Source organism: Bisbaumannia pacifica (genome assembly GCF_007989625.1).
In the GTDB taxonomy this organism is placed as follows: domain Bacteria; phylum Pseudomonadota; class Gammaproteobacteria; order Pseudomonadales; family Halomonadaceae; genus Bisbaumannia; species Bisbaumannia pacifica.
In genome coordinates this window covers 25,979-44,995 of the sequence record NZ_BJUK01000014.1, presented here as the reverse complement: position 1 = coordinate 44,995, position 19,017 = coordinate 25,979, and the positions used below count along the sequence as shown (strand labels likewise).

Below are 19,017 nucleotides of genomic sequence, written 5' to 3'. Positions count from 1 at the left end.
CACGCGAGCAAGCGCGGGCATGCCTCGCCACCCAGCGCGCGTGAGTTTGCTTTGAAAGCAAGAGGCGGAGTGTGCCAGTCGCCGTCGGGGCGCATCCTGCACTCATGGAGATTGCCGCAGCCTCTGCAGGAGCCCGCCATGAACGAGACATCCGACGATTCCCTCCTACGCTTCGCTTCCGATGCGGCCAAATGGGCCGCGGTACTGGCCCGCGACGCCGCCGCGGACGATGCCTTCGTCTATGCCGTGCGCACCACCGGGATCTATTGCCGCCCCACCTGCCCATCGCGCCGGCCGCGCCGCGAAAACGCCGAGTTCCATGCCGATGCGGCCGCCGCCGAAGGGGCGGGGTACCGGCCCTGTCAGCGCTGTCGTCCCCAGGCCGCTTCCTTGACCCAGCGGCATGCCCAGCGCGTCGCCAGGGCCTGCCGTCTTATCGAACACGGCGAAGCGTTGCCATCGCTCGACGAACTGGCCCGGGTGGCGGGGCTGAGTCGGTTCCACTTCCATCGTGTCTTCAAGTCGGTCACCGGGCTCACGCCCAGGGCCTACGCGGCCGCTTGCCGGGCGGATCGTGTACGCCAGGTACTGACGCAGCAAGAGACGGTCACCGATGCGATCTATGAGGCTGGCTTCAATTCCAGCGGGCGCTTCTATGCCGGTGCCGAACGCATGCTGGGCATGACCCCCAAGCGGTACCGCGAGGGAGGCAAGGGCATGGAGATTCAGTTCGCCCTGGGAGAATGCTCGCTGGGCACGATACTGGTGGCGACCAGCGAAAAGGGCATCTGTGCCATCTCCCTGGGCAGCGATCCCGAGCGGCTGTTGCAGGCGTTCCAGGAGCAGTTCGCCAACGCCCACCTGATCCCCGGGGGCAAGCGCTTCGACGCCTGGGTGGCCAAGGTGGTGGCGTTCGTCGAGGCGCCGGGTGTCGGACTGTCACTGCCGCTGGATATTCGTGGGACCGCCTTTCAGCAGCGCGTCTGGCAGGCGCTGACCGAGATTCCCGTCGGCAGCACGATCAGCTATGCGGCGTTGGCGGCGCGGATCGGCTCTCCCAAGGCGGTACGGGCCGTGGCGAGGGCCTGCGCCTCCAACCCCCTCGCGCTTGCCATTCCCTGCCATCGGGTCGTGCGCAGCGACGGGGCGCTCTCCGGCTACCGTTGGGGCGTGGAGAGAAAGCGCACCCTGCTCGAACGAGAGGCCGCAGAAGCAGGGGGCGCCAGGCGGGCGGGGGAGGACGAATAAGGAGGCGCCATCGCCGGAGAGCGACGGCGCCCGACCTCCATGTGCCGCCTGCGATTTCTCAGCGGGTTCGTAGGGCTATGCCAGCGCCGGAAGGCGTTGGCTTTGCCGTGGTTCGTCCTTGAGCGTGAAGCTGCCGACCAGTTCCGCGAGGCGGTCGGCCTGTTCGCGCAGTTGCTCGGCGGCGGCGGTGGACTCCTCCGCCAGCGAGGCGTTCTGCTGAGTCATGCGATCGAGTTCGGCCACGGCGATATTGACCTGGCCGATGCCATCGCTCTGCTCGGTGGTGGCGTGGCTGATCTCGCCCAGCATGCCCGCCACGCGGTTCACCACCTCGACCAGGTCGTGCATGGCGCTGCCGGCGTCGCGCACCAGGCGGGTGCCGCCCCGGACCTTCTCGCCGGAGGCATCGATCAGGCCGCGGATATCCCGTGAGGCCTGGGCGCTGCGGGTGGCGAGCTGGCGAACCTCGTTCGCCACCACGGCGAAGCCCTTGCCGCTTTCACCGGCGCGGGCCGCTTCCACCGAGGCGTTGAGCGCCAGCAGGTTGGTCTGGAAGGCGATGTCGTCCATGACCTTGATGATGTCGCCGATGCGCTCGGAGGCGTGCTGGATCTCGCCCATGGTGGTCACCACCCGGGAGACGGTGTCGCCGGTGCCTTGGGCCAGCTCGGCGGCGGATTGCGAGAGCCGGTTGGCCTCGCCGGACGAGGCCGAGGTGTTCTCCACCGTGCCGGTGATCTGCTCCATCGAGGCCGAGGTCTGCTGCAGGCTGGAGGCCGCCTGGTCGGTGCGTCGCGCCATGTCCCGGCCGCCGCTGGCGATCTCCTGGGCGGCGTGGCGCACGGCGTCGCTGCTGCTCCTGACCCGGGCCAGCACGTCATGCATCTTGTCGGCGAAGGCGTTGAACTGAATGGCGAGCTCGCTCGCTTCGTCCCGGCCCTGCACGGGGAGGCGCAGGGTCAGGTCGCCATCGCCGGCGGCGATCTCGCCCATGGCCTCAGCGGTGCGTCGAATGGGGCGGAACAGCGCGCGCAGCAGCAGGGCCAGGCTCGCCAGGCTCGCCAGCATGACCAGGGCCACGATCAGGATGACCAGCAGCACCGCCCGGTTGAGGTCGGCGAACAGCTCGCCCCGCGGTATCTGGGCGAAGACGACCCAGTCGGTGCCGGGCACGTCGATGGCCGCGACCAGTTGCTCGGCGCCCTGCGCGTCGCTGAGGGTGGCGTCGCGATAGCCCGTCCCCGCCAGCAGCTCGGCGGCCTGGGTCTCCCAGCCGGGCAGTTCCGCCACCGGCCGATCGGCCATGGCGGCGCCGTCGGGGTGCACGCTGATCCGGCCATCCCGGTTCGCCAGGAACACCATGCCGGACTCGCCGAGCCGGTAGTCGCCGATCGTCTCGGCCATGGCGTCCAGGGTATAGCCGACCCCGGCGATCCCCACGCGCTCGCCGTCCAGTTCGATCACGTGGTTGATAAAGACCTTCAGCTCGCCGCCTTCGGCATCGATATCCAGGGTGTACTCGGGGGCATCGGCCCCCTCGACCAGGCGATAGAACCAGGCGTCCTGGTCCCGGTTCAGGGTGCGGGCGATGCCCTCGGCGGTGTAGTAGTTGCCGCTGAGCGCCGACACATAGAAGACGGTGTCGGCTCCGGTGCGCTCTTGCAGCCGCGCGAGGTGAGCCACGGCGCGTTGGCCTTCCGTCCGGGACTCGCCCCGGGCCAGCCACTCCCGCAGATAGCCGTTATCGGCCAGGCCCCGGGCCGTGGTGATCGGCCCGGTCAGGGTGGCGTCGATGTCGTTGCGAATGCTTTCGAGGGTGGCCGGCAGCTCGGCGCCGGTGACCCGCTCGGTGATCAGGTCGCTGAACAGCTGATACTGAATGGCGGTCACCCCGCCGACGATCAGGATCATGCTCAGGCCGATGCCGAGTAGCAGTTTCTTGGCAATCGTCAGGTGCTTCATTGTTATTCCCCTGGCTGGCGCACCCTCAGGGCGGATGCGCTTGTATTGACCAATTGGTCAGTACGCTATCGGCGAGTCGGGGGAAAACTGTAGGCATCGCGTGGCCGGGGCTCGTTGGTGAAGACGAGGCACCCTGATCAATCATGAATGAAATTGATGTTGGGCATGAAAATCTTCAGCTTTACTCATGATTGGCCGGGCTCGATAATCCCTTTCATTGATTCGTCAGTGGCGAACTCGCCGGGCACTCGCCCGCAACTTCGGCATCTCTTATGCCGGAGTTGGCGCACTCGAATGAGTGAGTAACGACTGGCTGGAGCGCCAGCGACGATCCAAAGGGCAACGTCGACAGGCTACGCAATAGCCAGATGCCTTAGCTTCATGTCTCAGGAACCAGGATGGTGCATCCCGATGAACAGCGACTTTACCTTTGCCGTTAAGAGTATTCGTTTCGATGAGAATTATCAGCCGTCGGATACTACTCGCATCACTACCAACTTTGCCAACCTGGCCAGAGGGGAGAAGCGCGAAGAGAATTTGCGCAATACCCTGAGGATGATTGACAACCGTTTCAATGCCTTGGCGGATTGGGATAACCCCAAGGGCGACCGCTACGCCGTCGAGCTTGATATCATTTCCGTCGAGGTGGCCATGGATGCCGCCTCGAAAGATGGCATCCTTCCCATTATCGAGATCTTGAAGACGAGTGTCATTGATAAAAGAACCAATGAAAGAATCGAAGGCATCACAGGCAACAACTTCTCCTCTTATGTGCGGGACTACGACTTCAGCCTGCTGCTGAAGGAGCACAACAAGCATCAGGAAGCATTCAGCGTTCCGGAAGATTTCGGCGTTTTGCATGGCAAGCTGTTCAAGGCCTTCGTGAACTCTGATACCTACAAGGAGCACTTCAATAAGCCTCCTGTCATTTGTATCAGTGTATCGAGCACCAAGACCTATCACCGGACAGAAAATCATCATCCCGTGCTGGGCGTCGAGTACCTGCAGGAAGAGTACTCATTGACTGATGAGTATTTCAAGAAGATGGGGATGAAGGTTCGCTACTTTATGCCTCCGGGTAGCGTGGCGCCTTTGGCATTTTACTTTACTGGCGACCTGCTTGGTGATTACACCAATCTCGAGCTTATCGGCACCATCAGCACCATGGATACTTTCCAGAAAATCTATCGCCCGGAAATCTACAATGCCAACTCGGTGGCGGGAAAGTACTATCAGCCAAGCCTGGAGCGGCAGGATTACTCGGTGACCAAGGTCGACTATGACCGGGAGGAACGTAGTCGGCTAGCGACCGAGCAAGGAAAGTTTGTTGAAGAGAACTTCATCAAGCCCTACCGCGCTATCCTCGAGCAATGGTCCGCTAACTACGCCCTTTGATTCATCCATCACGAGATCTTCCATCATGGCAAAACTGTTACCCACCTCGACCGCCGGCAGTCTTCCCAAGCCGTCCTGGCTGGCACAGCCGGAGGTATTGTGGTCACCCTGGAAGCTGCAGGATGAAGGGTTGACGGAAGGCAAGCAGGACGCACTGCGCCTGGCCTTGCACGAACAGCAACATGCGGGCATCGATATCGTCAGTGACGGCGAGCAGTCGCGCCAACACTTTGTCACGACCTTTATCGAACACCTCAATGGGGTCGACTTCGAGAAGCGCGAAACCGTCAGGATTCGCGATCGTTACGATGCCAGCGTTCCCTCGGTCGTCGGCGAGGTGTCTCGTCAGAAGCCGGTTTTCGTTGATGACGCCAGGTTCTTGCGTGAGCAAACCACGCAACCCATCAAGTGGGCGCTGCCTGGCCCCATGACCATGATCGACACCCTGTATGATGGGCACTATCAAAGTCGGGAAAAACTCGCCTGGGAGTTTGCCAAGATTCTCAACCAGGAGGCGCGAGAGCTGGAGGAGGCCGGGGTTGATATCATTCAGTTCGATGAGCCGGCCTTTAATGTGTTCTTCGATGAGGTGAATGACTGGGGGATCGCCACCCTGGAGAAGGCGATTGAGGGCCTGAAGTGCGAGACCGCCGTACACATCTGCTACGGCTATGGCATCAAGGCCAATACGGACTGGAAAGGCACGCTCGGCACGGAATGGCGTCAGTACGAAGCCGTCTTCCCCAAGCTGCAACAGTCCAATATCGATATCGTCTCGCTGGAGTGCCACAACTCTCGCGTTCCCATGGAACTCATCGAGCTCATCCGAGGCAAGAAGGTCATGGTGGGGGCGATTGATGTCGCCACTCATGCCATCGAAACCCCGGAAGAGGTGGCCAATACGCTACGCAAGGCACTGCAATTTGTCGACGCCGAGAACCTCTATCCTTGCACTAACTGCGGCATGGCACCACTGCCTCGCCAGGTGGCCAGGGCCAAGCTGGATGCATTGAGTGCCGGAGCGGAAATGGTGAGAAAGGAACTCGAAAAATAGTCCACCCCAAGGCCGGAGTGTCGCAGGAGCCTACAGTAATGGTATTCACCAGACACCTGCTCATGTGGGCTCCCTATCGTTAAGCGGTATTCGACCTGACCCAGTCACCGGGACAGGTCGCCGCCACGCTATTAATCGACGCTCTTGGAGATCACGGTAAGGGGCCGACCAGTGCCGTTAGCATCACCACGGCACCATAGGCGGCCACGCCGGCCGCCACCGGCCAGCCCAGGGTGCGCTTGACCCACCACACGGCCAGGGTCGCCAGCACGCCGATGGCGGTGGCGATCCAGGACAGCAGCCCCGGGGTCACCGGCATCAGCGAGACCCCGAAGACCGCCGCGATCATCACCGGGCCGAGCAGGCTCAGCCACTGGGGCATGGCCTCCAGGCCGTCGTCGTCACCGAGCCGCTCGAGGCGACGCTGCATCCATAGCAGCGGCAGCACACGCATCAGCAGGGTGCCGACTGCCGAGGCGAGGACGGCGATCCACAGGGCGCTACTCATGGCGGTCTCCTTTTGCGTGCTCTTGCCTGGCGGGGCCGAACTTGACGACCTGGAAGCACAGGGCGCCGCAGGCGGCGGCGAGGGGGATCGCCAGGTTGGTGAAGCCGAGGATCGTCAGCGCCAGGGCGACCAGGATGGTCAGGCTCAGGGCCAGGGCCCAGCGCCGCGAGGTGAAGCGGGGCGCCACCAGCACCAGGAAGAGGGCGGGCAGGGCGAAGGGCAGGATCTCGCCCATCAGCGCCCAGCGGGCGACCAGCTCGCCGCCGGCCAGGGCCCCCAGGGCCGTGCCGCCGACCCAGCTCGCCCAGGCCAACAGGGCGGCGCCGCCGAACCAGCCGAGGCGCTGGGCGGCGGGCAGCTCGGGCAGGCGGGCGTGGGCCAGGGCGAAGACCTGGTCGGTGAGGCCGTGCATCAGCCAGGGCCAGGCGCGGCTGGGCGTCAACCAGGGGGCCAGGTTGGGGGCGTAGACCACATGACGCAGGTTGATCAGCAGCGTCATGGCCACCACCAGCCACAGCGGCGCCCCGGCGGCGACCATGCCGACGAACAGGAACTGGGAGGCGCCGGCATAGACCAGGGTGGAGATCACCACCGCCTCCCAGGGGGTGAAGCCGGCCTGGGTGGCGATTAGCCCGAAGGAGATGGCCACCGGCACATAGCCGCCGAGCAGCGGAATGGCCTCGCGCATGCCGGTCAGCCAGGGGCGGCCGGGTGAGGTGACGGCGTCCAGGTTCATCGGCGTTCCTCCTCGTGGTAGACGACGCTGAGCAGCAGGGTGGCCCAGGCATCCCCGGTGCGATAGAGGTGCGGGCGGTCGGCGGCGAAGGTCAGGCTGTCGCCGGCCGAGAGCCGCCGGGTGTCGCCCTCGGGGCCGGCCTCCAGGTGGCCGCTGATCAGGGTCAGGGACTCCCGGGCGCCGGGGGTGTGGGGCTCGGCGAGGCGCGTGGTATGCGGCGCGCAGCGCATCCAGTAGGCGTCGACCTGGGGGTGGTCCTTGCCCTGGTTGAGCAGGCGCACCTCCACGCCATCCTCGCCCAGGGGCACGGCGATGGGGGCGACCAGGGTGCCGAAGGGCACCTTGAGCTGCACCGCCAGGCGCCAGATGGTGTCCAGGGTGGGGTTGCCGTTGCCCTGTTCGAGGCGCGACAGGTTCGACTTGGCGATGCCGGCGGCGGCGGCCAGCTGCGATAGCGACCAGCCCTGCGCCAGGCGCAGGGACTGCAGGTGTTGGCCCAGGGTGCCGAGGGCGAGCTTGTCCATGACGGGTGGTCTCGGTTGTTCCTTTTAACGAACGTTCTATATAGAGAACAGAAGCCTGTCAAGTCCGTCGGTCCAGTTCGCCTGTCGAATTCTCCAGTCGAGTCGGGCAAGCGAGGCGGCACGGCAAGATGCCACCGGCGGCCGCCGTTATCGGGGCCGGAGGGGGCGAGGGAAGGGAGCGTCGAGGGCGAAGCGGCGAAGGGGGCGTCGAGGGGTAAGAGGCGGGGCCAGGAAGGCCCCGCCGGCAGGGCTTACTGGGCGGTGATCACGGTCATCACCAGGTCGCCATCCAGGCGGATGGGGCCGTCTTCCGAGGCGCCCAGGGTGTATTCGAAGATCCCGGTCTGCATGCCGCCCTCTTCGCCGTGAATCATCAGCATCAGATGGTCGCCGGCCATGACCTCCTCGGTGAGGATGGCGGTCACGTCCTGGTTCTCGCCCTCCTTGAGGGGGGCGTGGCCGACCACCGGGCCGGGGGCGCGGCTCTCGTCGGTGCGGTGCACGACCAGCCAGCCGTTGCGGTCCGTCATGACCTTCTCCGCCGAAACGGTGCCGCCGGCCACGGACTGGTCGTCGGCCCAGACTTCCGGGTGCATGTCACCGTGCATCTCGGCCTGGGCCAGGGTAGCCCCGGTGAGCAGGGCGGCGGTCGCGAAGGCGCTTGTCACTAGCTTGATCATGGTTCTCTCCTTGCTATCCGGATAAGACCCATCCATCGAGGTGGCAAAGGATGGGTGCCTTCCTGGTTACGCGAAGAGACGACGACTGGATGCAGGCAGGAGCAAAAAAATTCGCGGTGCCTAGCGGGGCTCGATGGCGGTGGCCTGCCAGACGCGACTGAGGCCGGGGCCGTCACCATCGATATCGGCGCAGGTATCGAAGCGCAGCAGTTCCCGGGATTCGCATCGGACGCTCACCTCGCCGCTGTCCCGGCCGCGCCAGGCCAGGGTGACCCGGGCCCGTTCGCTTCGCGCCTCGACGCCGACCACCTCCAGCGCGGTGGCGGGCTCGCCGCGCTCCGCCAGCCACTCCAGCGCCGCCACCTGGGCGCACTGCTCCAGCGGGCCGAGTCGCGAGTCGCCCCGGTAGCAGGGCAGGTAGGGGCGTCCCGCCGCCTCGCTCTCGAGCAACGGGATGACGTCGTCGGGGGGGATGCGCCCGTACTTGCGCAGGGCGGGGAAGACCAGGGCGCTGGCGGCCAGGCGGCAGCCGCCCAGGTGGGTGCTCTCCCAGACTTCGAAGGGCAGGTCGGGGCGGGCCTCGACGGCCGAAGCCAGGGCCTTGTAGGCGGCATAGCCGAACTTGGCGCAACACTTGTCCTTCTTGCCGTGGGTGCAGCACAGCAGCAGCGGCCCCGCGGGGGCCGGCCCTTCCCAGGCCGTCAGGTCGTCGCCGGCATCGAAGGCATCGAGAAACGCCGGGAGTTCGTCGCGAGGCACCGCGAACGCTCGATTCTCGGGCATCAGGTAGAGGCGGTGATGGTCCGTGGGCTGGTCGCGGCGATGGATCAGGTTGACCCGCCGGCCACCCTCGGCCAGGGCGTCGAGGCGGGCCAGCAGGGCCTCGCTCATGTCGTTAGCCCGGCGCAGGTTGCGACCCCATTTGGGGCGCGGCCAGCTCAGCAGCAGGTTGCGCTCGGCATGGGCGCCGCTGCCGGCCAGGGGATCGCCCTGGGCGGCGCTCTCCACGGCGCAGAATTGTTGGACCACGCTCATGCCGGGACCTCCTGGCGCGGGCCGGGCATCGCGGCGGCCCCCAGGGACGGCACGCAGATCGGCCGGCCGGTGCTCGGGGCGCGCATCACCTCGGCGTCCAGGTCGAAGACCGCCTTGAGGTGAGCGGCGGTGAAGACCGCCTCGGGGGAACCGTGGTGTTCGATGCGGCCGTCGCGCATCATCACCAGCACATCGGCGTAGGCGGCGGCCAGGTTGAGGTCGTGGAGCACCACCAGCAGGGTGCGGCCGCCCTCGTGGGCCAGGCGCACCAGCAGTTCCAGCAGGTCGACCTGGACCTTGAGATCGAGGTAGGTGGTGGGCTCGTCGAGCAGGATCAGGTCGGTCTCCTGGGCCAGCACCATGGCGATCCAGCAGCGCTGGCGTTGGCCGCCGGAGAGGGCGTCCACCGGGCGGTTGGCGAAGTCGTCGACCCGGGCGATGGCCATGGCCTCTTGGACCGCCCGCTCGTCTTCCGTCGACCACTGCCGCCATAGCCGCTGGTGAGGAAAGCGCCCCATGCCGACCAGCTCGCGCACCGTCATGCCCTCCGGGGCGGCGGGGCTCTGGGGCAGGATGCCCAGGCGGTGGGCGACCTCACGGGTGCGGTAGCGGTGGATCTCCCGGCCGTCGAGGAGCACGCGGCCGCGCTCCGGGGTCAGGGTGCGGGCCAGGGTCTTGAGCAGGGTCGACTTGCCGCTGCCGTTGGGGCCTAGCAGCACCGTGACGCGACCCTCCTCGACCCGGAAGTCGACGCCGTCGAGGACCCGGCGGCCCTCGTAGCCGGCGGTCAGGGATTCACCGGCGAGGCGGCTGGCAGGCATGCGCGGGAAGATTCCTTTTGATAATGGTTTGTATTATGACTTGGGATTGTGTCATCTTCTCGCCGCTCATGTCCATCGTCCGGGAAGTCGCCGTGCCCAACCGCCTCGCCTCGCTGCTCCGCATCTCCTGCCTGCTGGCGGCCTGCTGGCCGGCGCTGGCCGCCCACGCCGCCGAGCCCGTGCGACACGTCGCCCATGCCCTGGGCGAGGCGCGTATCGAGGGGCGTCCCGAGCGCCTGGTCAGCCTTTACCAGGGGGCCACCGATACCGCCCTGGCGCTGGGGCTCACACCGGTGGGGGTGGTGGAGTCCTGGCTGGAGCGCCCCATGTACCGCTACCTGCGCGATGCCCTGCCGGCGGACGTGGGCTACCTGGGGCTGGAGACTCAGCCGGACCTGGAGGCGGTGGCGGGGCTGGCGCCGGAGCTGATCGTCGGCGCCCGCTATCGCCATACCCAGGCCTATCCGCTGCTGTCGCGCATCGCCCCCACCCTGATCGCCGACACCCCCTACGACTTCGAGACGATGCTCACGATGCTGGGAGAGGCCAGCGGCCGCGAGGCGAGGGCCCGTGCGCTGCTCGCGGCCTGGCGGGGCCGGGTCAGCGATTTTCGCTGCCGGGCCGCGGCCCACCTGGGCGACGACTGGCCGCAGAGCGCCTCGGTGGTCAGCTTCCGCGGCGACCATGTACGCATCTACTACGACGGCTTCGCCTGGCGGGTCCTCGAGCAGTTGGGCTTCCGGCGCCCCGCGGCCCAGGACGGCTCCGGCTGGGGCGTCAAGCTGGTCAGCCGCGAGCGCCTGCCGGCCATGGACGCCGATGCCATCTTCGTCTTTATGCGCGACGACCCGGCGGTGCTGGCTCTGCATCGCGACTGGACGACTCACCCCCTGTGGCGGAGCCTCGAGGCGGTGGAGCGGGACCGGGTCTACCGGGTCGATCCGGTGATCTGGAACATGGGCGCCGGCATCCTGGCGGCCAACCGCCTGCTCGACGAGCTCTATGCTCACTATGGCCTCGAGAGCGACGGGGAGGACGCGTCATGCTGACCACCCCCGTCGCCAGGCTGCTGGGGCTGCTGCTGGGCGGGCTGGGGTTGCTCGCCGCCGGCCTGGCCAGCCTGCTGCTGGGCGCCACCGCGCTCGCCCCGAGCCTCCTGGCCGAGGCCTGGCTGGCCCCGGACCCGGGCTCCACGGCGCAGTTGATCCTGCTCACCGAGCGCCTGCCGCGGGCACTGATCGCCGCTGTGGTGGGGGCCAGCCTGGCGGTGGCCGGTGCCCTGATGCAGACCCTGACCCGCAACGCCTTGGCTTCGCCGAGCCTGCTCGGCATCAACGCCGGGGCCATGTGCTTCGTGGTGGTGGGCGCTACCCTGTTCGCTCTGAGCTCGCCGCTGGCGCTGGTCTGGGTGGCCTTCCTCGGCGCCCTGGTGGCGGCGCTGCTGGTCGCCCTGCTGGGCCGCCAGCGCGGCGGCGGCCTCTCCCCGCTGCGGGTGGTGCTGGCCGGGGTGGCGGTCACCGCGCTCTTCGTCTCCCTGGCCCAGGGCCTGCTGATCATCGATCAGGAACGCTTCGAGAGCCTGCTGCTGTGGCTGGCCGGCTCGGTGGCGGGGCGTGACCTGGAGGCGCTGACGCCGGTGCTGCCGTTCTTCCTCGGCGCCGCCGTGCTCTGCCTGTGGCTGGTGCGTCAGCTCAACCTCCTGGTGCTGGACGACGAGGTGGTCAAGGGGTTGGGCCAGCGCACCGGCCGGGTCAAGCTGCTGGCCGGGGGGGCGGTCATCGTGCTGGCCGGGGGCGCGGTGGCGGTGGCCGGGATGATCGGCTTCGTGGGGCTGATCGTGCCGCATATGGCGCGGGCCCTGTTCGGCCGCGACCATCGCTGGGTGCTGCCCGCCTGCGCCCTGCTGGGGGCCAGCCTGCTGCTGGTCGCCGATACCCTGGCGCGCGTCTTGATGCCGCCCCAGGAGGTGCCGGTGGGGGTGATGACGGCCCTGCTCGGCACCCCCTTCTTCCTGGTTCTCGCCCGTCGCCGGAGTCTCAGCCCATGACCGCTCCCCTCGTGTTACGCGCCGCCGGCGGCCGCCTGGCCTGGCGCCTGCAACGCCGCACCCTGGCGGCGACCCTGGGACTGGGCCTGGCGCTGCTCGCCAGCGCCTGGCTCGCGCTCTGCCTGGGCAGTCAGCCCACCTCCTCGGCGCAGGTCTGGCAGGCGCTGTGGTTCCCCGAGCGCAGCGAGATCGCCCTGATCGTCCACGAGATCCGCCTGCCGCGGCTGCTGCTGGCGATCCTGGTGGGCACCTGCCTGGGGACCGCCGGCCTGCTGATGCAGGGCCTGGTGCGCAACCCCCTGGCCTCGCCGGATGTGATCGGCATCACCGGGGGGGCCTCGCTGGCGGCGGTGAGCTTCCTGGCGCTGGGCGGCGGCGTCCTGGGCGAGGCCTGGCTGCCGGCGGTGGCCCTGGGCGGGGCACTGCTGGTGGCGCTGGGCATCGTCGCCCTGACCGGGCGCGGCCTCGGCCCGGCCCGGCTGGTGCTGATCGGCATCGGCATCAGCGCCGCCCTGGGCGCGGCGACCACCCTGGTGTTGGTGCTGAGCCCCGATACCACGGCGATGCAGGCCTATGTGTGGCTGACCGGCAGCCTCTATGCCGCCCAGTGGCGGGAGGTGGCGGGACTCGCCCCCTGGGCGCTGATCGGCCTGCCCCTGGCGCTGGGGCTGGCGCGACGCCTGGATGTCCTGGCGCTGGGCGACGAGATGGCCATCGGGCTGGGCACGGCGGTGCGCGGCAGCCGCTTGGCGCTGCTGCTGCTGGCGGTGGCCCTGAGTGGCGCGGCGGTGGCCTTCGCCGGCGGGCTCGCCTTTATTGGCCTGCTGGCCCCGCACCTCGCCCGGCGCCTGGTAGCGCCGGGTTATATGGGCCTGGTGCCGGCCAGCGCGCTGCTCGGGGCCCTGATCCTGCTCTACGCCGACCTGCTGGGGCGGCTGGCCTTCCTGCCCCGGGACCTGCCGGCGGGGATCTTCGTCGCCGGCGTCGGCGCGCCCTTCCTGGTCTATCTGCTCTATCGCTGGCGCTAAGCCCTGTAGTTCACGAATCAGCTATGAGAGCGGCTGCCGAAGGAGCCCTCCCTCGGCAGCCTGTTTTATTCTGCTCTATCGCTGGTGCTATGCCATATCATGGCTTCCCGCTGGTCGGTGTTAAGCCCGGAATCGGCCATAAAAAAGCGGCGCCCGGGGGCGCCGCTAAAGAGCGAGCTAGCAAGGCGGGGGCCTAGAAGTCCAACTGGTAGCCCAGGGTGAGGGTGCGGCCGCGACCGGCGAAGTAGTAGTCGTCGCTGGCCCGTCCGGCCTGGGAGTAGTAGGTGATGTACTGCTCGTCGGTGAGGTTCTCGACGCCCAGGGAGAGGCGCCCCTGGGGCAGGCGATAGGCCAGGGAGGCGTCCACCAGGCCATAGCCGTCGAACTCGAGCTCGGGGTCGTCGACGCTGCGGTCGAAGTAGCGGCTGACTTGCAGGTGCGAGGAGAGGCGCTCGTTCCAGTCGGCGCTCCAGGCCAGGCGCAGGGTGTCCGGGGCGATATTGAGCCCGGTCAGCTCGGTGTCGACGCTGCCGTCGCCATCGGTGTCCGACTCGCCCTCGGCATGGGTATAGGTCAGGCGCAGCTCATGGGCATCGCCCAGGCGCAGCTCGCCGGTCACCTCGATGCCCTGGATCTCGGTCTTCTCGCGGTTGCCGACCCAGCTGCCGCTGGCAGCGTCGTAGGCGAGACGCTCGCCGACGTCGGAGTTCGACTCGTAGTAGCTCAGCTCCAGGCCGTAGTTCTCCCAGTCGAAGCGGGCGCCGATCTCGCGGTTGTCGGTGACGATGGGCTGCAGCTGCAGCAGGTCGTCGATGTTCTGGCCGGGCTGATCGATGCCGCGCAATACCCGGCCCACGTCGGGCATGCCGAAGCCTTCCGAGTAGTTGGCGTAGAGCTGCAGCCAGTCGTTGGCCTGGTAGGTGGCACCGGCGTTGAACAGGGTCTCGTCGAAGTCGGGGGAGCCGCCTTCGACGGTGACCTTGTCCTGGGTCACGTCGCTGCGGTCGATGGTGGCGAAGTCGTCCACGTCGAGGCGGGCGTACTCGTGGCGCACCCCGGCGTTCAGGGTCAAGCGCTCGGTGACCGCCAGGTCGCCCTGCAGGAAGGCCGCCAGGTTACGGAACTGGCTCTGCGGCACATAGGTGCGCCCGGTATGCACCAGCGTCTGGGTGGTCTCGTCCTGGAGCAGGTCGAGGCCGCTGGTCAGGGTCAGGCGGTCATTGAGCAGGCCGCCCCGGGAGAGGGTGAACTTGGCGCCCAGCTTGTCGGAGGCGTTGCGGGTCTGGTCGAAACGGCTCTCGCCACCCTCCTGGTAGGGAAAGTAGGGGGTGGTGGCGAACTGGGCGCGGAAGCGTTGGTGGTAGAGTTGGGCGTCGAGGCGGTTGCCGAACCAGTCGTCGTGCCCGTAGGCCAGGCGGGCGGTGGTCACCTGGTTGTAGCCGGGGTCGCCGTCTGGGGTGCCCGGACGCGCGGTAGTGGGGATGCCGGCGTCGCGGTCGCCGGCGACCGGCACATAGTCGTCGCCTTCCTCCAGGTCGAAGTGATTGACCGAGACCTCCAGGTTCTGGTGGTCGTCGATCCAGTAGCCGAGGCGGGCGAAGAGGTCGTAGCTGGTGGAGTCCTGCAGCTCCCCCGGGTAGGCGATGCCGACGACCTGGTCGTTGCCGTCGTAGAAGACCCCGCGCTGCTGGCGGCTGGCCGCCACCAGGTAGTCCCAGTCGCCGGTCTGACCGCTGAGGCGGTAGTCCAGCTTGTGGCCGAAGCCCTCCGACTCGAAGTCGTCGTCGCTGGTCAGCTGGAGGCCGACGTGCTGGTTGAGCTCGCCGGCCTCGGCACGGCGGGTGACGAAGTTGATGATGCCGCCGGTGGCCCCCAGGCCGTGCTCGGCGCTGGCGCCGTGGATCACTTCGATGCGCTCGACCATCGACAGGTCGATGGTGTAGCTGTCCCGGGCGCTGTCGCGCAGCGGATTGGTCTGAGGCACGCCATCGATCAAGAACAGCGGCGAGCGGCCGCGGAAGGACTCACCGGCGTTGGAGAGCTTCTGGCGGCTGGGGGAGTAGGAGGGGATCAGCTGGCTGAGTACTTGGCCGGGGTCGTCGCTGATCGCCAGTTGCCGCTCGATCTGCTCGCGGTCGATGATGGTGACGCGCTGGGAGCTGTCGTCGGCCTGGCGCTGGTTACGGGTGGCGGTGATCACCAGGGCCTCGAGGGCCGCGGCGTTGGCCGCGCTGTCGGCCTCCTGGGCCAGGACGGGAGCGGGAAGCAGGCCGCCCAGCAGGGCGGGCACCAGCCAGGCAAGCGGACGCTTGGCGGGGAGTGTCATAGGAGGGGGATCCCTTGCTTGTCATGAATTGTGAGCATCGTCGGCGCCGGGGAGTGACGCCGTGAAACAAACAAATGATAATTTTTATCAAAAGCATCTGCAATTGATCCTTATTCTTTATTGTCGCCCTCGGGCGCACGACGCCGATTCCCCCTTGCGTTCGCCGGGATCTCGGCTAGAATAGTTATCGAACAGTGTTTGTTAAAACGGATGTTTAACCTCAGCCATCGCCGAGACGAGTCACATGGATACCCAGTCGCTATTGATCAATGCGTTGCTCTACCTCTTCCTGCCCCTGTGGGGCATCGCCGGTTTCGTCGATTGGTGCTGTCACCGGGCGACGCGCATCGAGGTCACCTCGGGGCTCAAGGAGTCGCTCATGCATTCGCTGATGGGCCTGCAGGTGGGCATCCCCATCCTGCTGTGCCTGCTGTTCCGGGTGAATGTGTTGGTGCTGCTGATCTGCCTGGTGGCCTGGATGCTCCACGAGCTGGTGGCGCATTGGGACGTGCACTATGCGGCGCCGCGCCGCGAGATCAGCCTGTGGGAGATGCATGCCCATAACTACCTGGCCACGCTGCCGTTTTATATGCTGGCGATGATCCTGATCATCAACTGGCCGGTGGTGCTCGAGCTGATCCAACTGGATTGGCAGGGCCAACTGCGCCTGGAGCCCCTGGCCAGCCCCCATGGCGGCGAGGGCTACCTGCCGTTCTATCTCGGGTTCATGGCGCTGTTGTGTGTCTTCCCCTATCTGGAGGAGAACCTGCGCTGCCTGCGTCATGCCCTCAAGCAGAGGACGTCATCATGAGTGTCTATGTCACCCGCAGCGGCCACCACCTGCCGGGACCGGCCGTGGATAACGAGCGGATCGAGGAGGTGTTGGGGCGGGTCAATGGCAAGCCCAGCCGCCTCAAGGCGCGCATCCTCAAGGCCAATGGCATCCGGCGGCGCCACTACGCCATCGACGCCGAGCACCGCACCACCATCGGCAACGCCGAGATGGCGGCCCGGGCGGGGGAGCAGTGCCTGGCGGCGGCGGGGCTGGGCAGGCGCGACCTGGGGCTGCTGAGCGTGGCCACCAGCCAGGGCGACCTGGTGCTGCCGGGCTTCGGTAGCCAGGTGCAGGCGGCGCTGGGGCTCGGCGACGTGGAGCTGCACACCAGCCACGGTATCTGTTCCAGCAGCATGATGGCGCTGAAGACCGCCTTTTTGTCGTTGGCCGCCGGCGAGCATCGCCGCGCCCTGGTGGTGGCCAGCGAGCTGGCCTCGCGGCTGTTCAAGGCGAGCCGCTTCGAGGCGGCGGGGGCAGAGCCCGACTTCGATGCCGAGTTCCTGCGCTGGATGCTCTCCGATGGCGCCGGGGCCCTGTTGCTGGAGGCCGCACCCCGCGGGCGCTGCCTGCGCATCGACTGGATCCGCGGCTACTCCCATGCCGATGCCTATCCGCTGTGCATGAGCGTGGGCCAGGCACCCGATGGGCGTACCTGGCAGGATTTCGCCACCTACGCCGAGGCGGAGGCGGCCGGGGCCCTGCTGCTGCGTCAGGACGTGCGGCTGCTCGACAATATCGTCAAGCTGGGGGTGGATGGCCTGCTGCGGCTGATCGACGAGGGGCGGGTGGCGGTCGATGAGGTCGATCACCTGCTCTGCCACTACTCCTCCCACCACTTCCGCGGGCGTATCGCCGAGATGCTGACCCAGGCCGGGGCGATGATCCCGGAGGAGAAGTGGTATACCAACCTCTACGAGCGCGGCAATACCGGCTGTGCCTCGCTATTCATCATGCTCGACGAGTTCCTGCGCACCCGCGAGCCCCGGCCCGGGGAGCGCATCCTCTGCATGGTACCGGAGAGCGGCCGCTTCAATACCGCCTATATGCAGCTAACCGTGGTCGACGCCTGAGAGAAGGAGATTCCGATGCAAGAGACCCTGATTACCACCGCCGCCGGCCAGGACTGCCTGCAGGGCCTGATGCGGGTGTGGTTCGACTTCGAGCGCCAACTGGGCCGCCTGCCCTTGATCCAGCGCCTCGATCGCGGCGAGCTGAGCCTGGCGGAGTACCGTACCCTGTTGCTCAACCTGCGCCAGCAGGTGATCGAGGGCGCCCGCTGGATCAGCCGCTGCGCCTCGAGCTTCGATCGCCACCATGCCGACCTGCGCTCGGTGGTGATCCAGCATGCCCGGGACGAACACCGCGACTACGAGCTGCTGGAGGCGGACTATGTGGCCGCCGGCGGCGACCTGGCGGAGATCCAGGCGGCACCGCGCAATATCGGCAGCGAGGCGCTGCACGCCTTTATGATGCATCGCGCCGGCCAGCCCAACCCGATCGACCTGGTCGGTGCCATGTGGATCATCGAGGGGCTGGGCCAGAAGATGGCCGGCGACTGGGCGGCGCGGGTCGAGGCGGCCACCGGCGGCGATGGCGGTTACACCCGTTTCATGCGCTATCACGGCGAGAACGACGACGATCACCTGGCCACCCTCTATGGCCTGATCGACCGGGTCTGCCAGGCCCCCGAGGCGCCGCAGGCGATCCTCAGGACCGCCCGCGTGGTGGCGCGGCTCTATGCCCTTCAGCTGGAGGAGGTGCCCTGTGATTGAACCGATGCTGACTAGGCCGATCCGCGAGATATTGGCGCCTGGTGGCCCGCGATGCTATGCCTTGCCGCCGCAGGAGGTGCCCCGTGACTAGGCAAGACGAGAAGGCAACGCTTAGCCCCTATCTGCGTGCCATCGCCCAGGACGAGGCGCTGCCCATCGAGCCCGAGGCGCGGCGGCTCTGGCTGGAGGACCTGGCCAACCCCACCCGCTGGTGGCTGCGGCCCATTCTCCAGGGCCTCTTGGCGGTGCTGCTGCACTTGGTGTGGTTCTTCAAGCGCCTGCCGCTGCCGCAGTTCCGCGCCCATGGCCTGCTGCAGCGGCTGATCTGCTGGTTCTGCACCCACTTCGTCAGCCCCCAGGCTAACCGCCTGATCCTGCGCCACTTCGCCACCGAGTCGAACCTGCTCAACTTCCTGATCGACAACACCGCCCCGGGCAAGGTGGCGCCGGTGACCCTCTACCCGCGGCGCATCGCCGAGATGCGCGAGGCGAGCTTCGTCGAGCACGACCAGGCGCTGTTTCGCAGTATCGAGGCGCTGGGGGCGACGCCGGATGGGGCAGGAGAAGACCAAGCAGGGGAGGACGGGGCGCCGAGCTGGCAACACTGGCGTCCCCTGGACGCGCTCGAGTTCGAGATCCGCCCGCGGCGCACCCAGGTGCTCGACTTCGAGAGCGCCCATGCGCTGTTCATGTGCCTGTTCTGCCTGCTGCTGACCCGGGAGGAGTACCGCGATGCCATCAACGGCTTCAACCTGGATCAGTCCATCGCCCTGCGCATCGGCGCGCTGATCGGCGAGCCCCAGCTCGCCGAGCTGGCCTACAACAAGCACCCCCTCTACCTGGTGGGCCCCTGGAACCTCAGTCAGCGCTTCCTGATGCACGGTTTCTTTACCGAGTACCTCTATGCGCGCCTCGAAGGCCTGCGCCGGGAAGACATCACTCGCCCAGCCGACGCTTCCTGATGCAGTGGCATCACCGTGCCTGCTTGTCCGGGGCTGGAGCGGCGGCGCCGTTCGCAGGCATCGCCCCGGGCCGCCGCCGACTAA

General features: G+C 67.3%; 18 protein-coding genes. 10 read left to right on the top strand and 8 right to left on the bottom strand.

Going from position 1 to position 19,017, the window contains the following annotated elements; all coding sequences use genetic code 11:
• The first annotated feature begins 138 nt into the window (after positions 1-138).
• On the top strand, positions 139-1,248 hold the full coding sequence (gene ada, locus HPA02_RS07975) for a bifunctional DNA-binding transcriptional regulator/O6-methylguanine-DNA methyltransferase Ada (RefSeq protein ID WP_146802621.1): 1,110 nt from the start codon (positions 139-141) through the stop codon (positions 1,246-1,248).
• 75 nt (positions 1,249-1,323) lie between these two features.
• Here ada and HPA02_RS07970 read toward each other — a convergent pair whose 3' ends face one another.
• Complete coding sequence (locus HPA02_RS07970; protein ID WP_146802619.1) at positions 1,324-3,210, bottom strand: methyl-accepting chemotaxis protein; 1,887 nt, start codon at positions 3,208-3,210, stop codon at positions 1,324-1,326.
• Between the two features lie 411 nt (positions 3,211-3,621).
• Between HPA02_RS07970 and HPA02_RS07965 the strand changes: the two genes are divergently transcribed.
• Together HPA02_RS07965 and HPA02_RS07960 are read left to right on the top strand one after the other, a co-directional pair.
• Positions 3,622-4,605 (top strand): DUF1852 domain-containing protein, encoded by a 984-nt coding sequence (locus HPA02_RS07965; RefSeq protein ID WP_146802617.1) that lies wholly within the window; start codon positions 3,622-3,624, stop codon positions 4,603-4,605.
• Between the two features lie 25 nt (positions 4,606-4,630).
• Complete coding sequence (locus HPA02_RS07960; RefSeq protein ID WP_146802615.1) at positions 4,631-5,659, top strand: methionine synthase; 1,029 nt, start codon at positions 4,631-4,633, stop codon at positions 5,657-5,659.
• Positions 5,660-5,810: 151 nt separating this feature from the next.
• Here HPA02_RS07960 and HPA02_RS07955 read toward each other — a convergent pair whose 3' ends face one another.
• The 6 genes from HPA02_RS07955 to HPA02_RS07930 all read right to left on the bottom strand — a co-directional run bounded on the left by HPA02_RS07955 (position 5,811) and on the right by HPA02_RS07930 (position 9,963).
• Positions 5,811-6,167 carry an AzlD domain-containing protein gene (locus HPA02_RS07955; protein WP_146802613.1) on the bottom strand — a complete coding sequence of 119 codons (357 nt, stop codon included), beginning with the start codon at positions 6,165-6,167 and terminating at the stop codon, positions 5,811-5,813.
• Entirely contained in the window at positions 6,160-6,903 is a 744-nt protein-coding gene (locus tag HPA02_RS07950; RefSeq protein ID WP_146802611.1) for an AzlC family ABC transporter permease, read from the bottom strand. Before HPA02_RS07950 ends, HPA02_RS07955 begins: the two co-directional genes overlap by 8 nt.
• Positions 6,900-7,427 (bottom strand): helix-turn-helix domain-containing protein, encoded by a 528-nt coding sequence (locus HPA02_RS07945; protein ID WP_146802609.1) that lies wholly within the window; start codon positions 7,425-7,427, stop codon positions 6,900-6,902. Before HPA02_RS07945 ends, HPA02_RS07950 begins: the two co-directional genes overlap by 4 nt.
• A 251-nt stretch (positions 7,428-7,678) precedes the next feature.
• Positions 7,679-8,107, bottom strand: a complete 429-nt coding sequence (locus HPA02_RS07940; RefSeq protein WP_146802607.1) for a DUF7282 domain-containing protein — start codon at positions 8,105-8,107, stop codon at positions 7,679-7,681.
• A gap of 120 nt (positions 8,108-8,227) precedes the next feature.
• Positions 8,228-9,142 (bottom strand): ferredoxin family protein, encoded by a 915-nt coding sequence (locus HPA02_RS07935; RefSeq protein ID WP_146802605.1) that lies wholly within the window; start codon positions 9,140-9,142, stop codon positions 8,228-8,230.
• Entirely contained in the window at positions 9,139-9,963 is an 825-nt protein-coding gene (locus tag HPA02_RS07930; RefSeq protein ID WP_146802604.1) for an ABC transporter ATP-binding protein, read from the bottom strand. The genes HPA02_RS07935 and HPA02_RS07930 overlap by 4 nt, the downstream gene beginning before the upstream one ends.
• A 35-nt stretch (positions 9,964-9,998) precedes the next feature.
• Between HPA02_RS07930 and HPA02_RS07925 the strand changes: the two genes are divergently transcribed.
• Genes HPA02_RS07925 through HPA02_RS07915 form a run of 3 tightly spaced genes read left to right on the top strand, consistent with a single transcriptional unit; the run spans position 9,999 to position 13,038 of the window.
• Positions 9,999-11,012, top strand: coding sequence for an ABC transporter substrate-binding protein (locus tag HPA02_RS07925; RefSeq protein ID WP_232340971.1), 1,014 nt, complete (start codon positions 9,999-10,001; stop codon positions 11,010-11,012).
• Positions 11,006-12,010: a FecCD family ABC transporter permease gene (locus tag HPA02_RS07920; protein ID WP_146802602.1), complete on the top strand. Its 1,005-nt coding sequence runs from the start codon at positions 11,006-11,008 to the stop codon at positions 12,008-12,010. The genes HPA02_RS07925 and HPA02_RS07920 overlap by 7 nt, the downstream gene beginning before the upstream one ends.
• Entirely contained in the window at positions 12,007-13,038 is a 1,032-nt protein-coding gene (locus HPA02_RS07915) for a FecCD family ABC transporter permease (protein ID WP_146802600.1), read from the top strand. The genes HPA02_RS07920 and HPA02_RS07915 overlap by 4 nt, the downstream gene beginning before the upstream one ends.
• 193 nt (positions 13,039-13,231) lie before the next feature.
• On the opposite strand, the gene HPA02_RS07910 is transcribed toward HPA02_RS07915, so the two are convergent.
• Entirely contained in the window at positions 13,232-15,364 is a 2,133-nt protein-coding gene (locus HPA02_RS07910) for a TonB-dependent receptor (protein WP_146802598.1), read from the bottom strand.
• Between the two features lie 244 nt (positions 15,365-15,608).
• Here HPA02_RS07910 and HPA02_RS07905 point away from each other — a divergent pair, with 244 nt between their 5' ends.
• The 4 genes from HPA02_RS07905 to HPA02_RS07890 all read left to right on the top strand — a co-directional run bounded on the left by HPA02_RS07905 (position 15,609) and on the right by HPA02_RS07890 (position 18,933).
• On the top strand, positions 15,609-16,175 hold the full coding sequence (locus HPA02_RS07905; RefSeq protein WP_146802597.1) for a diguanylate cyclase: 567 nt from the start codon (positions 15,609-15,611) through the stop codon (positions 16,173-16,175).
• Positions 16,172-17,269 carry a beta-ketoacyl-ACP synthase III gene (locus tag HPA02_RS07900; RefSeq protein ID WP_146802595.1) on the top strand — a complete coding sequence of 366 codons (1,098 nt, stop codon included), beginning with the start codon at positions 16,172-16,174 and terminating at the stop codon, positions 17,267-17,269. The genes HPA02_RS07905 and HPA02_RS07900 overlap by 4 nt, the downstream gene beginning before the upstream one ends.
• Positions 17,270-17,284: 15 nt before the next feature.
• Entirely contained in the window at positions 17,285-17,971 is a 687-nt protein-coding gene (locus tag HPA02_RS07895; protein WP_146802593.1) for a hypothetical protein, read from the top strand.
• A gap of 83 nt (positions 17,972-18,054) precedes the next feature.
• The gene (locus HPA02_RS07890; protein ID WP_244945885.1) at positions 18,055-18,933 is read left to right on the top strand and encodes a DUF6999 family protein; all 879 of its coding nucleotides are present in this window, start codon (positions 18,055-18,057) and stop codon (positions 18,931-18,933) included.
• Positions 18,934-19,017 lie beyond the last annotated feature (84 nt).

Bases quoted from the DNA above. Each gene is read 5' to 3' on its own strand.
- ada (WP_146802621.1), top strand. From the start codon at position 139: ATGAACGAGACATCCGACGATTCCCTCCTACGCTTCGCTTCCGATGCG.
- HPA02_RS07970 (WP_146802619.1), bottom strand. From the start codon at position 3,210: ATGAAGCACCTGACGATTGCCAAGAAACTGCTACTCGGCATCGGCCTG.
- HPA02_RS07965 (WP_146802617.1), top strand. From the start codon at position 3,622: ATGAACAGCGACTTTACCTTTGCCGTTAAGAGTATTCGTTTCGATGAG.
- HPA02_RS07960 (WP_146802615.1), top strand. From the start codon at position 4,631: ATGGCAAAACTGTTACCCACCTCGACCGCCGGCAGTCTTCCCAAGCCG.
- HPA02_RS07955 (WP_146802613.1), bottom strand. From the start codon at position 6,167: ATGAGTAGCGCCCTGTGGATCGCCGTCCTCGCCTCGGCAGTCGGCACC.
- HPA02_RS07950 (WP_146802611.1), bottom strand. From the start codon at position 6,903: ATGAACCTGGACGCCGTCACCTCACCCGGCCGCCCCTGGCTGACCGGC.
- HPA02_RS07945 (WP_146802609.1), bottom strand. From the start codon at position 7,427: ATGGACAAGCTCGCCCTCGGCACCCTGGGCCAACACCTGCAGTCCCTG.
- HPA02_RS07940 (WP_146802607.1), bottom strand. From the start codon at position 8,107: ATGATCAAGCTAGTGACAAGCGCCTTCGCGACCGCCGCCCTGCTCACC.
- HPA02_RS07935 (WP_146802605.1), bottom strand. From the start codon at position 9,142: ATGAGCGTGGTCCAACAATTCTGCGCCGTGGAGAGCGCCGCCCAGGGC.
- HPA02_RS07930 (WP_146802604.1), bottom strand. From the start codon at position 9,963: ATGCCTGCCAGCCGCCTCGCCGGTGAATCCCTGACCGCCGGCTACGAG.
- HPA02_RS07925 (WP_232340971.1), top strand. From the start codon at position 9,999: ATGACTTGGGATTGTGTCATCTTCTCGCCGCTCATGTCCATCGTCCGG.
- HPA02_RS07920 (WP_146802602.1), top strand. From the start codon at position 11,006: ATGCTGACCACCCCCGTCGCCAGGCTGCTGGGGCTGCTGCTGGGCGGG.
- HPA02_RS07915 (WP_146802600.1), top strand. From the start codon at position 12,007: ATGACCGCTCCCCTCGTGTTACGCGCCGCCGGCGGCCGCCTGGCCTGG.
- HPA02_RS07910 (WP_146802598.1), bottom strand. From the start codon at position 15,364: ATGACACTCCCCGCCAAGCGTCCGCTTGCCTGGCTGGTGCCCGCCCTG.
- HPA02_RS07905 (WP_146802597.1), top strand. From the start codon at position 15,609: ATGGATACCCAGTCGCTATTGATCAATGCGTTGCTCTACCTCTTCCTG.
- HPA02_RS07900 (WP_146802595.1), top strand. From the start codon at position 16,172: ATGAGTGTCTATGTCACCCGCAGCGGCCACCACCTGCCGGGACCGGCC.
- HPA02_RS07895 (WP_146802593.1), top strand. From the start codon at position 17,285: ATGCAAGAGACCCTGATTACCACCGCCGCCGGCCAGGACTGCCTGCAG.